The sequence below is a fragment of the Streptomyces coeruleorubidus genome, assembly GCF_028885415.1.
In the GTDB taxonomy this organism is placed as follows: Bacteria; Actinomycetota; Actinomycetes; order Streptomycetales; family Streptomycetaceae; genus Streptomyces; species Streptomyces coeruleorubidus_A.
This window is the reverse complement of sequence record NZ_CP118527.1, coordinates 1,398,516-1,412,037: the sequence shown is the minus strand read 5'-3', so window position 1 is coordinate 1,412,037 and position 13,522 is coordinate 1,398,516. Positions and strand designations below refer to the sequence as shown.

At 73.1% G+C, this 13,522-nt stretch carries 13 protein-coding genes and 1 pseudogene; 6 read left to right on the top strand and 8 right to left on the bottom strand.

What is annotated here, in order from left to right; translation table 11 throughout:
- Window positions 1-33: 33 nt before the first annotated feature.
- From PV963_RS06540 to PV963_RS06530, 3 genes are all read right to left on the bottom strand, one after another.
- Window positions 34-492 (bottom strand): NUDIX domain-containing protein, encoded by a 459-nt coding sequence (locus tag PV963_RS06540; protein ID WP_274814642.1) that lies wholly within the window; start codon window positions 490-492, stop codon window positions 34-36.
- Entirely contained in the window at window positions 489-2,027 is a 1,539-nt protein-coding gene (locus PV963_RS06535) for an ATP-dependent DNA ligase (RefSeq protein WP_274814641.1), read from the bottom strand. Before PV963_RS06535 ends, PV963_RS06540 begins: the two co-directional genes overlap by 4 nt.
- Before the next feature lie 85 nt (window positions 2,028-2,112).
- Entirely contained in the window at window positions 2,113-3,042 is a 930-nt protein-coding gene (locus PV963_RS06530) for an NAD(P)/FAD-dependent oxidoreductase (protein ID WP_274814640.1), read from the bottom strand.
- 78 nt (window positions 3,043-3,120) lie between these two features.
- Here PV963_RS06530 and PV963_RS06525 point away from each other — a divergent pair, with 78 nt between their 5' ends.
- The 6 genes and pseudogenes from PV963_RS06525 to PV963_RS06500 all read left to right on the top strand — a co-directional run bounded on the left by PV963_RS06525 (window position 3,121) and on the right by PV963_RS06500 (window position 8,427).
- The gene (locus tag PV963_RS06525) at window positions 3,121-3,693 is read left to right on the top strand and encodes a helix-turn-helix domain-containing protein (RefSeq protein WP_184981214.1); all 573 of its coding nucleotides are present in this window, start codon (window positions 3,121-3,123) and stop codon (window positions 3,691-3,693) included.
- A 125-nt stretch (window positions 3,694-3,818) separates the two neighbouring features.
- The gene (locus PV963_RS06520; protein WP_274814639.1) at window positions 3,819-4,784 is read left to right on the top strand and encodes an NADPH:quinone oxidoreductase family protein; all 966 of its coding nucleotides are present in this window, start codon (window positions 3,819-3,821) and stop codon (window positions 4,782-4,784) included.
- Window positions 4,781-5,945, top strand: a pseudogene (locus tag PV963_RS06515) (acyl-CoA dehydrogenase family protein). Before PV963_RS06520 ends, PV963_RS06515 begins: the two are co-directional and overlap by 4 nt.
- Window positions 5,942-7,024 (top strand): acyl-CoA dehydrogenase family protein, encoded by a 1,083-nt coding sequence (locus PV963_RS06510; RefSeq protein WP_274814638.1) that lies wholly within the window; start codon window positions 5,942-5,944, stop codon window positions 7,022-7,024. The pseudogene PV963_RS06515 and the gene PV963_RS06510 overlap by 4 nt, the downstream one beginning before the upstream one ends.
- 206 nt (window positions 7,025-7,230) lie before the next feature.
- The gene (locus PV963_RS06505) at window positions 7,231-8,094 is read left to right on the top strand and encodes a phosphatidylinositol-specific phospholipase C/glycerophosphodiester phosphodiesterase family protein (protein ID WP_274814637.1); all 864 of its coding nucleotides are present in this window, start codon (window positions 7,231-7,233) and stop codon (window positions 8,092-8,094) included.
- Window positions 8,095-8,232: 138 nt separating this feature from the next.
- Window positions 8,233-8,427: a hypothetical protein gene (locus PV963_RS06500; RefSeq protein ID WP_274814636.1), complete on the top strand. Its 195-nt coding sequence runs from the start codon at window positions 8,233-8,235 to the stop codon at window positions 8,425-8,427.
- A 2-nt stretch (window positions 8,428-8,429) separates the two neighbouring features.
- Here PV963_RS06500 and PV963_RS06495 read toward each other — a convergent pair whose 3' ends face one another.
- The 5 genes from PV963_RS06495 to PV963_RS06475 all read right to left on the bottom strand — a co-directional run bounded on the left by PV963_RS06495 (window position 8,430) and on the right by PV963_RS06475 (window position 13,509).
- Window positions 8,430-9,668, bottom strand: a complete 1,239-nt coding sequence (locus tag PV963_RS06495) for a phosphodiester glycosidase family protein (protein WP_274814635.1) — start codon at window positions 9,666-9,668, stop codon at window positions 8,430-8,432.
- 127 nt (window positions 9,669-9,795) lie between these two features.
- Window positions 9,796-10,968: a bifunctional class I SAM-dependent methyltransferase/NUDIX hydrolase gene (locus PV963_RS06490; protein WP_274814633.1), complete on the bottom strand. Its 1,173-nt coding sequence runs from the start codon at window positions 10,966-10,968 to the stop codon at window positions 9,796-9,798.
- 3 nt (window positions 10,969-10,971) lie between these two features.
- Window positions 10,972-11,367 (bottom strand): luciferase family protein, encoded by a 396-nt coding sequence (locus PV963_RS06485; protein WP_274814632.1) that lies wholly within the window; start codon window positions 11,365-11,367, stop codon window positions 10,972-10,974.
- Between the two features lie 105 nt (window positions 11,368-11,472).
- Window positions 11,473-12,075 carry an N-acetylmuramoyl-L-alanine amidase gene (locus tag PV963_RS06480; protein WP_274814631.1) on the bottom strand — a complete coding sequence of 201 codons (603 nt, stop codon included), beginning with the start codon at window positions 12,073-12,075 and terminating at the stop codon, window positions 11,473-11,475.
- A 225-nt stretch (window positions 12,076-12,300) separates the two neighbouring features.
- Window positions 12,301-13,509 carry an ROK family transcriptional regulator gene (locus PV963_RS06475; protein ID WP_274814630.1) on the bottom strand — a complete coding sequence of 403 codons (1,209 nt, stop codon included), beginning with the start codon at window positions 13,507-13,509 and terminating at the stop codon, window positions 12,301-12,303.
- Window positions 13,510-13,522: the final 13 nt, after the last annotated feature.

Sequence of the window (13,522 nt, the reverse complement as noted above, 5' to 3'; positions counted from 1 at the left end):
TGGCGGAGGGGACCGCAACGCGGGAGCGTCTCCTCAGGGCGAGTGCTCCGCCAGGCGGTCGAGAAACGCCGCCTGCGCCTTGACGATCACCGCTCGGGCCCGCTCGAGCCCGAACCACGCCACCCGGTCCAGCTCGGGGAACTCCTGGAGCCGTCCCGACCTCGGTGGCCACTCCATCCGGAACGTGCCGGGCGCGATCGTCGCCGGGTCGAGGTCCGCCTCGATCGCCCAGGCCGTGACGATCTTGCCGCCTGTCTGCCGGATCTCGCCCAGCGCGAGGGCCTCGCCGTCGGGCGGGGGCAGGCCCAGTTCCTCCTCGAACTCGCGGCGGGCCGCCGCCCAGGCGGACTCGTCGGGCTCGTACTCGCCCTTGGGGATGGTCCACGCCCCGGCGTCGCGCCGGGCGAAGAAGGGGCCGCCCATGTGGCCGAGCAGCACTTCGAGGCCGTCGTCGGTGTGGTGGAAGAGCAGCAGGCCGGCACTGCGCTTCACGGGCTCACCTCCGGGTGCGCGGCCAGCAGCGTCTCCACCGTGTCGGCGTCCTCGGGGCGCTTGTCCTCCCGGTAGCGGACCACGCGGGCGAAGCGCAGGGTGACGCCGGCCGGGTAGCGGGTGGAGCGCTGGAGGCCGTCGTAGGCGATCTCGACGACGAGTTCCGGGCGGACGGTCACGACGTGGCCGTTGTCGTCGACGGCGAGCTGCCGGAGCCGTTCGGTCTGCCAGGTCAGCATCGCGTCGGTCATGCCCTTGAAGGTCTTGCCGAGCATGGCGAGGCCGCCGTCGGCGGTGCGGGCGCCCAGGTGCAGGTTGGAGAGCTTGCCGGTGCGGCGGCCGTGGCCCCACTCCGCCGCCAGGACGACCAGGTCGAGGGTGTGGACGGGCTTGACCTTCAGCCAGGACGCGCCGCGCCGGCCCGCGCTGTAGGGGGCGTCCAGCGCCTTGGCGACGACGCCCTCGTGGCCGCGCTTCAGGGTCTCGGCGAGAAACTCCTCCGCCGTGTGCAGGTCGTCCGGGCCGGACACGGTCGTGCGACGCACCCGCATCGGCTCGGGGACCAGCCGGGCCAGCTCGGCGTGCCGCTCGGCGAACGGCAGGTCGAGCAGGTCGTGGCCGTCGACGGACAGCGCGTCGAAGAAGACGGGGGAGACCGGCACCGCGCGTGCCGCCGTCGCCACGTCCGTGCGCGAGCCGACGCGGCCGGCGGTCTCCTGGAACGAGCGGGGGCGGCCGCCCTCGTCGAAGGAGATCACCTCGCCGTCCAGGATGAACCGCTCGCCCCGCAACTCCAGCGCGGCGGCCGTCACTTCGGGCAGGCGGTCGGTGATGTCGTCGAGGGTGCGGGTGTAGAGCCGTACCGTGCCGCCGTCCCGGTGCACCTGGACGCGGATGCCGTCCAGCTTCTCCTCGACCGCGCAGGCGCCGAGCTTGTCCACCGCCTCGGCGACCGAGGAGGCGCTGTGCGCCAGCATCGGCCAGACCGGGCTGCCGACGGTGAGGCGGAAGCGGTCCAGGGCGGCGGGGCCGTCCGCGAGCAGCGCCTCGGCGACCGTCTGGAGGGAGCCGGCGAGCATCACGGCCCGTCGTACGTCCGCCGGGGGCGCCCCGGTCGCCTGGGCCAGTCCCTCGACCGCGACGGCGTCCAGCGCGCCCTGCCGTACCTCCCCGGTGAGCAGACCGATCAGGAACCGCTGTTCGTCCTCGGTGGCCGCGCCCATCAACTCCCCGACCAGCCGGGCCCGTTCGGCCTGGGAGCCGGGGCCGGACACCTGGGCCAGCTCCGACAACCGGGCGTCCACGTCCCGCACGGTCAGGCCCGGTTCGGCGGCGGGGGCGACGGGGCGGCTCAGCACCTTCCAGCCGACGCCGATCCGGCCCTGCGGCAGTCGGCCCGCCAGGTACGGGATGACGATCGGCACGTCGTCCGCCTCCGCGTCCCGGAAGAGCTCCGCGAGCAGGGCCGTCTTCCGGGACCGCGCCGAGGTGGCGGCGACCTCCTGGGACACTCGGGCCAGCCGGTGCAACAGCATGCAGCCATGGTGCACCGGAGGGGCGGCCTCTACACCCGGACGACCGTGTCCTGAGGGCGGGCCGCGACCGCGGACGGCGGCGCTTCTACTCCCGGGCGGCCGCGTCGAGGTCGGTCATCAGCAGATCCCCGACGATCGCGGACGCCGCCCGGTATCCGCCGCTCGCCGCGTGCACGACCTGCTCGGCGAAGCCGATCGCGTTGCCCGCGGCCCACACGCCCGGGACGGTCGTCAGCCCGGTCGGGTCGACCACCGGGTACGCGCCGAAGGGCGTCTCGCGCAGCTCGGCGCCGAGCCGTTCGAGCAGGCCGGTCTGCGGGACGGGGCGCGGGCCGACGAAGAGCACGGAGCGGGCGAGCGTCGTACCGTCGGCGAGCCGGATGCCGGTGAGCCGGTCGTCCTCGACCACCAGCCCCGCGACCTCGCCGGGCACCACGTCCACCCCGGCCGCGGCCAGCCGGCGCAGGTCCTGGTCGGACAGCTCCTCCTCGGCGACCGTGTGCAGGAAGAAGCGCACGTCCTTCGACCACTGGGACACGATCAGCGCCTGGTGCACGCTAGCCGGGCTCGACGCCAGCACCCCGAACGGCTGGTCGCGCACCTCCCAGCCGTGGCAGAACGGGCAGTGCAGCACGTCCCGGCCGAACCGCTCGGCGACCCCCGGAACCGCCGGCAGCTCGTCCTTCAGCCCGGTCGCGATCACCAGCCGCCGGGCCCGCACGGTCCGCCCGCCGGCCAGCATCACGGCGAAGTCCTCGCCCTTGCCCACCTCCACCACCCGGTCCCGCACGAGCTCCACGCCGTAGCGCGCGATCTCCTCCCGGCCGACGGCGAGGAACTCGGCGGGCGGCATCCCGTCCCGCGACAGATAGCCCTGCATGTGCGCGGCGGGAGCGTTGCGCGGCTCGCCCGCGTCGACGACCAGCGTGTGGTGCCGGGCCCGGCCCAGCACCAGCGCCGCGGACAGCCCTGCCGCACCCCCGCCGATGACGACCACTGCGTACTTCTCGGTCATGGTGACCACCTCCACCGCCGAGAGTCGCCCCGGTGACACGGGATTGACAAACGTGTTTGCCGAACCTGCAATACGACCATGACTACGGACGAGGTACTCGCGGGCGTCGGCCCCCGGCTGCGGCAGATGCGCAAGGAGCGGGAGGTGACCCTGGCGGCGCTCTCCGAGACCACCGGCATCTCCGTGAGCACCCTGTCGCGACTGGAGTCCGGCCTGCGCAAACCCAGCCTGGAGCTGCTGCTGCCGATCGCCCGGGCGCACCAGGTGGCCCTGGACGAGCTGGTCGGAGCCCCGCCGGCCGGTGACCCGCGGGTGCGGTCGAAGCCGATCGAGATGTTCGGCCGCACCCACTGGCCGCTCACCCGCCAGCCCGGCGGCCTCCAGGCCTACAAGGTGCTGGAACCCCAGCGCAGACAGGAGCCGGACCCGCGCACGCACGAGGGCTACGAGTGGCTGTACGTGCTGTCCGGGAAACTGCGCCTGGTGCTGGGCGAGCACGACGTGGTGCTCACGGCGGGGGAGGCCGCGGAGTTCGACACCCGCGTGCCGCACTGGTTCGGGTCGACGGGGGAGGGGCCCGTGGAGTTCCTCAGCCTGTTCGGGCCGCAGGGGGAGCGGATGCATGTGCGGGCGCGGCCCAGGCGGTCGTGACGTACGAGATACCCCCCGGCGGCACTCGTCACCCGGAGACTGTTCCCTGATCTGCAAGCGACCGCTTAGTATGCGACTCGACCCCGGTCGAACGACGCAGTCGACGCAGCCCGTGGAGGCCCCGCATGCAGGCATGGCAAGTGCACGAGAACGGCGAGCCGGGTGAGGTGATGCGGCTGGAGGACGTGGAAGCGCCCGCGCCCGGCGACGGCCAGGTCCTGCTGAAGGTGCGCGCCGCGAACATCAACTTCCCCGATGCCCTGCTGTGCCGCGGCCAGTACCAGGTCAGGCCGCCGCTGCCGTTCACCCCGGGCGTGGAGATCTGCGGCGAGACCGAGGACGGCCGCCGGGTGATCGCCAACCCGGCGCTGCCGTACGGCGGCTTCGCCGAGTACGCCGTCGCGGACTTGGCCGCCCTCCTGCCCGCGCCGGACGCCCTGGACGACGCGGAGGCCGCGGCCCTGCACATCGGCTACCAGACCGGCTGGTTCGGTCTGCACCGCCGGGCCGGTCTGGAGGCCGGCGAGACCCTGCTCGTCCACGCTGCCGCAGGAGGGGTCGGCAGCGCGGCCGTGCAGCTCGGGAAGGCCGCCGGCGCCACCGTCATCGGTGTCGTCGGCGGCTCCGGGAAGGCGGCCGTCGCCCGCGAGCTGGGCTGCGACGTCGTGATCGACCGGCACTCCGAGGACGTCGTCGCCGCCGTCAAGGAGGCCACCGGCGGCCGGGGCGCCGACGTGATCTACGACCCGGTCGGCGGCGAGGCCTACGCCCAGTCCGCCAAGGCCGTCGCCTTCGAGGGGCGCATCGTGGTCGTCGGCTTCGCCAGCGGCACGATCCCCAGCCCGGGGCTGAACCACGCCCTGGTGAAGAACTACTCGATCCTCGGCCTGCACTGGGGCCTGTACAACACCAAGAACCCGAAGCTCGTCCGGCACTGCCACGCGCAGCTCACCGAGCTGGCCGCCCGCGGCGCGATCAAGCCGCTGGTGAGTGAACGCGTGCCGCTCGGCGGGACCGCCACCGCCGTGCAGAAGGTCGCGGACGGCCTCACCACCGGCCGGATCGCCGTCGTCGTGGAGGAGGCAGCATGACCAGCGCCGAGGAACTGCGCCGTCGCACACAGGACTTGCTGGCCGCTCACCCGCCGGCCTCGACCGACCGCCTGGACTTCCTCCGGGCCCGCTTCGACGCCGGACTGGCCTGGGTGCACTACCCGGAGGGCCTCGGCGGACTCGGCGCTCCCCGTTCCCTCCAGGCCGTCGTGGACGCCGAGTTGGAGGCGGCCGGGGCACCCGACAACGACCCGCGGCGCATCGGCCGCGCCGACGATCCTCAAGTACGGCACCGAAGAGCAGAAGCAGCGATTCCTCAGGCCTCTTTGGGTGGGCGAGGAGGTCTGGTGCCAGCTGTTCAGCGAGCCGGGTGCCGGATCCGACCTCGCCGCGCTGCGTACACGAGCGGTGCGGGAGGGCGACGACTGGGTCGTCAACGGGCAGAAGGTCTGGACGTCCAGCGCCCACGTGGCCCGCTGGGCGATCCTCATCGCCCGCACCGACCCGGACGTGCCCAAGCACCGGGGCATCACGTACTTCGTCTGCGACATGACCGACCCGGGTGTCGAGGTGCGGCCGCTGCGGCAGGTCACCGGCGAGGCCGAGTTCAACGAGGTGTTCCTCACCGACGTCCGCATCCCGGACTCCCGCCGCCTCGGCGAGGTCGGTGACGGCTGGCGGGTCGCGCAGACCACCCTGAACAACGAGCGCGTCGCCATCGGCGGCATGCGGCTGCCCCGCGAGGGCGGCATGATCGGCCCGGTCTCCAGGACCTGGCGCGAGCGCCCGGAGCTGCGCACCCACGACCTGCACCAGCGCCTGCTGAAGCTCTGGGTCGAGGCCGAGGTCGCCCGGCTCACCGGCGAGCGGCTGCGCCAGCAGCTCGTGGTCGGCCAGCCCGGCCCCGAGGGCGCCGGCATGAAGCTCGCCTTCGCCCGCCTCAACCAGGAGATCAGCGGCCTGGAGGTGGAACTCCTCGGTGAGGAGGGCCTGTTGTACGACGACTGGACCATGCGCCGACCGGAGCTGGTCGACTTCACCGGCCGCGAGGCCGGCTACCGCTACCTGCGTTCCAAGGGCAACAGCATCGAGGGCGGGACCAGCGAGGTCCTGCTGAACATCGTCGCCGAGCGCGTCCTCGGCCTGCCCGCCGAACCGCGCACCGACAAGGACGTCGCCTGGAAGGACCTCGCCCGATGAGCACCCAGCCCGACCTGTTGTACTCGGAGGAGGAAGAGGCGCTGCGCGCCGCCGTCCGCGACCTGCTCGCCGACCACTGCGACGCGCCCGGCGTCATCGCCCGCATCGAGTCGGACACTCCGCACAACCTGGCGCTGTGGAAGGCCCTCACCGACGGCATGGGCCTCGCGGGCCTGCTGGTGCCCGAAGAGCTGGACGGCCAGGGTGCCACGCACCGGGAAGCCGCCGTGGTGCTGGAGGAACTGGGGCGTGTGGTCGCGCCCGTCCCGTACCTCACGAGCGCGGTCGTCGCCACCGAGGCGCTGCTGGCCTGCGGTACCGACGACCTGCTCACCGAGCTCGCCTCCGGGACGTCGATCGGGGCCCTCGCGGTCTCCCTCGGCGTCGCACCGGGCGCCGCCTACAAGGTCGTCCCCTACGACAACGGCCTGCTGCACGGCGAACTGACCGGCATCGCGGACGCGGCCGTCGCCGACGTGCTGCTCGTGCCCGCCGACGACGGCGGCCTGTACGCGGTCGACGCCACCGCCGCGACCGTCACACCCCAGGTCTCCCTGGACCTGACCCGGCCGCTCGCGACCGTCACCCTCGACGGGGTGCCGGGCCGCCTGCTGGGGGACGCCGAACCCGCCGTACGCCGGGCCCTGCGTGCCGGAGCGGGACTGCTCGCCTCCGAACAGCTCGGCCTGGCCGACTGGACGCTGACGGAGACCGTCCGCTACCTCAAGGACCGCAAGCAGTTCAACCGGCCCGTCGGCGGCTTCCAGGCGCTCAAGCACCGGCTGGCCCAGCTGTGGCTGGAGGTCGCGGGCCTCCGCGCGGCCGCCCGCAACGCCGCCGACGCCCTGTCGACCGGCCAGGACGCCGACGTGGCGGTCACCGTCGCCCAGGCCTGCGCGGCACCCGTGGCCGTCCACGCCGCAGAGGAGGCACTGCAACTGCACGGCGGCATCGGCATGACGTGGGAACACCCGGTGCACCTGTACCTGAAGCGCGCGAAGGCCGACTCGATCGCCTACGGCACGGCCGGCGCCCACCGGGAGGCACTGGCCGGACTGGTCGACCTCCAGGCCCCCTGACAGACACCTGGCCGACGCCTCTCAACGCCTCGTCGACGCCGGAGAAAAGCCCGTCCCACCAGGGGCGGGCTTTTCCGTGCGCCCTGCTCCGGTGAAGTGAACGCACGACGTCACTCCGGCCAACTCCCCGCAAGGCCCTGCTCCTTGGCCCTGCCCGAACCCCATACTCGCAGGGTTCCCGTACGGCACCTCCAGGGAGGCAGAGCATGGACCTCACCACCCGTCGCAGAGCCCTCACCACCCTCGGCGCCGCCCTCGCGGGCTCGGTCGCCCTCCCCGCCACCCACGCCCTCGCCGGCGAACGGCGGCACGGGCCCCGCCCGTTGTGGCGCGCCCACGCCCACAACGACTACGAGCACCCGCGCCCCCTGTTCGACGCCCTGGACCACCGGTTCGGCAGCGTCGAAGCCGACATCTACCTCGTCGGCGACCAGCTCCTCGTCGCCCACGACCCGGAGGACCTCGACCCGGCCCGCACGCTGGAGTCCCTCTACCTCGACCCGCTCGCCGCGCGCGTGCGGGCCAACGGCGGCCGCGTGTACCGGGGGTACCGCGGGTCGCTGCAGCTGCTCGTCGACATCAAGACCGAGGGCTCGTCGACGTACCTCGAACTCGACCGCCACCTCAGGCGCTACCGGCACCTGTTCACGACGTACGCCCACGGCCGCGTCCTCCCCGGCCCGGTCACCGCCGTCATCTCCGGCGACCGCGCGGCCCGCGCTCCCATGGAGGCCCAGACCGTCCGGCGTGCCTTCTACGACGGCCGGCTCGCCGACCTCGGCAGCCAGGCGCCGGCCTCCTTCATACCGCTGATCAGCGACAACTGGACGCTCAACTTCACCTGGCGGGGCGTGGGCGCGTTCCCGGACGCCGAGCGGGAGAAGCTGCGGGGCATCGTCCGGGCCGCGCACAAGCGGGGCCAGAAGGTGCGGTTCTGGGCGACCCCGGACCTGGCCGGGCCCGCCCGGGACGCACTGTGGGCCGAACTGCTCGCCGCGGACGTCGACCACCTCAACACCGACGACCTCGCCGGACTGGAGGCGTTCCTGGACTCCCGGCGGGCGGTATAGGACGCGCAGAACACGTTGGACACGTAGAACATCACACGTTCGGCGGACAGGTCAGCCGCCCGGACGAACCCTCCGCTACGCCACACTTACGGCCGAACGCCGTGAACCGGACGTGGCGGCGTGGCGGAGGAGTCGACGATGGCCATTTCCATCTCTGTGGTGCTGCTGCTCGCGATCCTGGCGGTGATCTTCCTGCGCAACGGCGGGCTGAAGGTCTCCCATGCGCTGGTCTGCCTGCTGCTCGGCTTCTACCTGGCCAGCACCAGCATCGCTCCCACCATCCACAGCGGTCTCACGGCGACGGCGGACATCGTCAGCGGTCTGCGGCCCTGACGTCACGTTCCCGAAAACACGCCGATGCCGTTCGGAACGGCGCGTTCGGCGCCGCCGCTGGGGTGGTTGCGTACCGAGACGGTGCTCGCGCCCGCCTTCCGGGCGACCAGCGTCGACGACCCGCCGCCGTCCAGGCTGAAGGCGTCGTCCGAGCCCAGCTTCCGCATGGTGTCGGCCACTTCGGCGATCGTCAGGCCGCTGCGGTAGGCGGCGGCGCCGTCCAGTGCGAGCAGCAGCACGCACCGTCCGTCGTCGGCGATCCCCACGGCCGTACGGACGGCCGACGTCGTGTCGTCCAGACCCGGCAGCGGCCGCCCGCCCGTGAGGACCGGGTAGCCGCCGAGGGCGAGGCGGTAGGCGGCGCCGTCCGTGGCCGCCACGAGACGGTGCTCGACCTCGACCGCTTCGCCGGTGGACAACTTCCGCAACCACTGGGCCCCGGCCTCCCGGCCGACCAGCACGGTCGTGCCCGCGGCGATGGGACCGCTGCCGGGTGTGTCGGCGGCCGACACGACCTTGCCGTCGCGGACCGTCACCTCGTACGTGTCCGTACTGCAGGGCGCGGCCCGGTCCGTGTCCGTGCCACACGTGGCGCGCACCCGGGAGACGCTGCCCCAGTCGGAGGTGAACGCACCGACCGAACCCACCGGCAGCGCGTACTGGTTGAGCCCGCCCAGCGGCACCTGCGCCTCCTCCGTTCGGACCGAGCCGTCCAGGGCCAGCCGGTCCAACCGCGCCACTCCGTCGGTGCCGACGCCGAACACGTCCTCGGTGGTCGCGCCGGGCGGCAGCGCGGGCCCGAAGCGCTGGCCGTTCGGCACGGCCGCCTTGAGCGTCCGCCCCGCCGCGATCGCCGGACCCACGCTCGCGCCGGTCGCCTCGACGCCCGGGTGCTGCGCCTCGGTGATGTTGAAGAAGTCGCCGTTGACACCGGCGACGGCCCCCTGGGCGTCGGCCATCCGCGAGACCTGCGCGCGCGAGGCCACCGCCCCGGGATACAGCAGCTCGACCCGTACCCGCGGATGGCCCAGGTCGACCCTCAGCACATGCGCATGGGTCACCCCCTTGGCCGCCTTGATGTCGAACTCCTCGTACGTGACACCCGGCGCGACCCGCACGCCCTTCTGGACGGCGCCGGCCGGTGCCGCCCCCGCCAGGCCCGCACCGGCCAGCGCGCCGAACGCCGTGAGAAACGCCAGTACCGCTCTGCCTGCTCCCCGTCGCCTGCGACGACCTGTCACCGTGCCCCCTGATGCCTCGTCAACTGCCCGGATCCTCAAGGGCAGTGCACCAGACCCCGAAGGCCGTCAGGGTGGCTGAGCGCCGACTACGCGGGAACGGCTGAAAAAACGCACCCCTCTGAGTGCTTCAGCTGTCGCCCGTTCCGGTGTCGTACGGCGTGAAGTGAGCGGGCGCGTGGTCGATCGGCAGACCCGGCCGCCAGGCGGTGAGGGCCTGCGCGCTGCACACGAACAGCTCCTCCGGAAGCCGGTCCAGGGCGAACCAGCGCCAGCGGCCCACGCTCTCCCCGGGCTGGTCCGACGGCTCTCCCCGCCAGGCGGTGACCCGGGCGGCCACCGTCACCCGTACGACACCGCCGGCGTCGTCGAGGAGCGTCCCCAGCAGCCGGACGTCCTCCGGCCGGGCGTCGAGCCCCGTCTCCTCGCCGAGTTCGCGCACGACCGCCTCCTGCAACGACTCCCCGGGCTCCACCGTCCCGCCGGGCAGCTCCCACGTCCCGTGCCGGTGCCGGCCCAGGAGCAGTCCGCGAGGGCCGTGCAGGACGGCGCCGACCCCGAGCGCGGCGTGGGCCACCGGCGGCTTGGCGGTGCGCGGCCGGGAGGAGACACGGACGGGCCGTGTCACCCGGAAGAGCCGGTACGACGCGTGGTTGCCGTCCTGCGGCGTGTCGAGGACGTCGACGTGCTCCACGCGCAGTCCGTGCTCGGCGAGCAGGGCCGACCAGAGCTCCGGTTCGAGGACCCACATCTGGACGGTGACGTCCCCGCCGCCGGCCAGCCGCAGGATCTCCGGCCGGGCGATGACCTGGTCCGACGGCCCGTCACCGTGCGAGTTGGTGTGCAGCACGGTGAAGCAGAGCCTGCCGCCCGGCTTGAGCGCCGCGGCCAGGGCGGGCAGCAGCCGGTGCGGGTCGATGTACGGCACGGCGTTGACCGAGTAGATGACGTCGTACGGCTCCGCCGAGCGCAGATGCTCCACCGCGTCGGCCAGGACCAGGCGCAGCCCGGGCAGGGAGCCGTAGCGGGCGCGCGCCCGTTCGTACTGTCCGGCCGAGGAGTCGACGGCGTCCACCAGTGCGCCATGAGCTCGGACCAGATGGGCGGCGTGCCGGGCCGGACCGCACCCGAGGTCCAGCACGCGCCTGCCCGCCAGCTCCCCGAGCACCTCGATCCCCGGTCCGGCGCCCTCGCATCCCCAGTCGATCCGCGCCACCTCGGGCAGCACCGTGCCACGCCGCAGGTGGTGTTCGCCGTGCGTGCGCCAGGCCTCGGCGTTGTCGGCCTCCGGTCGCGTCACCACGGCTCACTCGCCCGCCGCGGCGTCGCGCGGAAGGACCGTGACACGGTGGAAGTTGCACCCGGCCGGCCGCGGCTCCTCGCCGGCGGGCCGGGTCTGGTGGGCCTTGAGGGCGATGCTCACCAGGCTCAGCAACAGGTCGACGTCCGCCTCGCAGTCGAGGTGGACCGTCACCCAGCACGATCCGGGAACCAGGTGGATCGCGCTCGAACCGGCGAGGTCGTAGTGGAAGCGCTGGATGGCCCGGCGAGTGAGGTGGAGGTCCACGTCCCGTGCCGAGTGGAAGTGGACGATCTCGTCACGGACGGAACGGAGCGCCCGTCCGGTACCGCAACTCGCCGGGCCCGCCATCAGGTCGGGCCAGGCCTGCAGACGCTCCAGGGCGCGCTGGGCCAGACTCATGCTCCCATCGTTGCGTGATTACCGTGCCGCAACCAGGGGTTGAGCGATTTGTAACCGGGACGTGAGGTCGGGTGCCGTGGGCAGGGGCGGGGAAATGCGCTGTTCTCAGGCGGAGTTGTCGACCAGTCTCATGTAGCGCTTCCAGTCCCAGTGGCGGCCCGGATCGGTGTGGTCGCTGCCCGGTACCTCGTGGTGGCCGATGATGTGCGCCCGGTTCCTGGGGATGCCGTACCTCGCACAGATCGCCGCGGTGAGCCGGGCCGACCGCTCGTACATCGCGTCTGAGAAGTACGACGGCTGGTCCACCCATCCCTCGTGCTCGATGCCGATGCTGCGGGTGTTGTAGTCCCAGTTACCCGCGTGCCACGCGATGTCGGACTCGCGCACGCACTGCGCCACGTGTCCGTCGGACGAGCGCACCACGTAGTGCGCGGACACCTTCGTCCTGGGGTTCCGGAAGACGGACAGGGTGCCGGAGTAGGTCGTCTGCGCGACGTGGATGACCACGTACTGCAGCGGATGGGCGCGGGGGCGGTTCGACGGCGTGTAGTTGCTGCGGCTCGCCGGGTGCCAGGCGGTTCCGGGGTGGTCCACTGCCTGAGGTCGGGCGCTGGCCCGTGCGTCGGGGAACAGGGCGTACGGGACGGCGGTGAGGGCGGCGCCCATGAGGATGCCTCGCCTGCTGGGGAAAGGAGTTGTCCGTGCCATGAGTGTGTGCCTTCCGGGTTCGACGGCGGGTGTCTCTTGCTCAGCTGCGCGGAGCCGCGGCCGTGGTGGTCGAGGCCCGCGTGGATCAAGTTACGGCGCCTGCCGGTCGGTCCGAAGGACGCGATGCTTTTTGGTGGAGAGGCGCGGAAATGTGGATAACTCGCTCACCCGGTCGGGTGATTGAGGGGTTTCGTGGGCCGGCTTTGCTGTAGGCCAGGGCCCGTCTCAGGCCCGCTCGGCAACGGTGGCCGGATCGTCCAGTACCGCCCGCACGACCGAATGCGCGGCCCCCAGCAGCGGCCCCTGCGGACCCAGCCGGGACACGGACACGGGACAGACCGGACCCGCCGTACGGCACGCCAACTCCTCCCGCAACGACGGCAGCAGCCACGGCGCCAGCCCGGACAGTTCCCCGCCCAGCACCACGCTCTCCGGGTCGAGCAGGTTGACCGCCCCGGTCAGGGCGACTCCGAGCGCGGTGCCCGCGTCGCGCAGGGCACGGCGGACGTCCTCGTCGCCCTCGGCTGCGCGCCCCGCCAGCAGCCCGACCCGGTCCTGATCCGGCTCCAGACCGGCCGCGCGCAGCACCGCCTCCTCGCCGGCGTACTGCTCCAGGCACCCGCGCCCGCCGCACGCGCACTCCGGCCCGTCCGGCCGGACCGGCACGTGCCCCAACTCGCCCGCGAAACCGCGCCTTCCACGCAGCAGTCCGCCGTCCACCACGACCGCCGCGCCGATACCGATCTCCGCCGACACGTGCAGGAAGTCGCGCGGCGTGCCCTCGCCGAGCCAGAGTTCGGCGAGGGCGCCGAAGTTGGCCTCGTTGTCCACGGTCAGTGGGAGGTTTGCCGGCAGCAGGTCACCGAGGTCCGTGTCGTGCCAGTCGAGGTTCGGGGCGCGTACGACGGTCCGGGCGTCGCGTGCCACCAGACCGGGCACGGCCACGGCGAGACCGGCCGGCCACAGGCCCTCGCCCTCCGCCTCGGCGACGACCCGGCTGATGAGTTCGGTCAGCTCGGCGAGCACGGGCCCGGGGGAGCGGCCGCGGTTCGCGCCCTGGCGTATCGCCCGCGACCGGGTCGTGCCGCGCAGGTCCACGGCACAGACCGCGAGATGGTCGACGCCGACCTCCGCGCCTATCCCCGCCGGGCCGCGTCCGCTCAGCGCGAGCGCGGAGCCGGGGCGGCCCACCCGGCCGGGCCGTTCGGGCCCCAGCTCCTCCAGCAGGCCGGAGCGGATCAGTTCGTCGACGAGCGTCGACACCGCCGCCCGGGTCAGGCCGATCCGCGAGGCGACGGCGGCCCGGGACAGCGGTCCCTCGGCACGGACGGCGTGCAGGACACGGGCGAGGTTGCGGCGGCGCATGCCCTGCTGGGTGTCCGGCAGGGCGCGTCCCGGTCCGGCCGGACGGGCCTCGTGCAGCGGTGCGCTCATGCCTGACGCCAGT

Excerpts from the sequence above, each read along its gene's own strand:
- PV963_RS06525 (WP_184981214.1), top strand. The coding sequence starts at position 3,121 with ATGACTACGGACGAGGTACTCGCGGGCGTCGGCCCCCGGCTGCGGCAG.
- PV963_RS06475 (WP_274814630.1), bottom strand. The coding sequence starts at position 13,509 with ATGAGCGCACCGCTGCACGAGGCCCGTCCGGCCGGACCGGGACGCGCC.
- PV963_RS06500 (WP_274814636.1), top strand. The coding sequence starts at position 8,233 with ATGGCCATTTCCATCTCTGTGGTGCTGCTGCTCGCGATCCTGGCGGTG.
- PV963_RS06485 (WP_274814632.1), bottom strand. The coding sequence starts at position 11,367 with ATGAGTCTGGCCCAGCGCGCCCTGGAGCGTCTGCAGGCCTGGCCCGAC.
- PV963_RS06480 (WP_274814631.1), bottom strand. The coding sequence starts at position 12,075 with ATGGCACGGACAACTCCTTTCCCCAGCAGGCGAGGCATCCTCATGGGC.
- PV963_RS06505 (WP_274814637.1), top strand. The coding sequence starts at position 7,231 with ATGGACCTCACCACCCGTCGCAGAGCCCTCACCACCCTCGGCGCCGCC.
- PV963_RS06535 (WP_274814641.1), bottom strand. The coding sequence starts at position 2,027 with ATGCTGTTGCACCGGCTGGCCCGAGTGTCCCAGGAGGTCGCCGCCACC.
- PV963_RS06520 (WP_274814639.1), top strand. The coding sequence starts at position 3,819 with ATGCAGGCATGGCAAGTGCACGAGAACGGCGAGCCGGGTGAGGTGATG.
- PV963_RS06530 (WP_274814640.1), bottom strand. The coding sequence starts at position 3,042 with ATGACCGAGAAGTACGCAGTGGTCGTCATCGGCGGGGGTGCGGCAGGG.
- PV963_RS06510 (WP_274814638.1), top strand. The coding sequence starts at position 5,942 with ATGAGCACCCAGCCCGACCTGTTGTACTCGGAGGAGGAAGAGGCGCTG.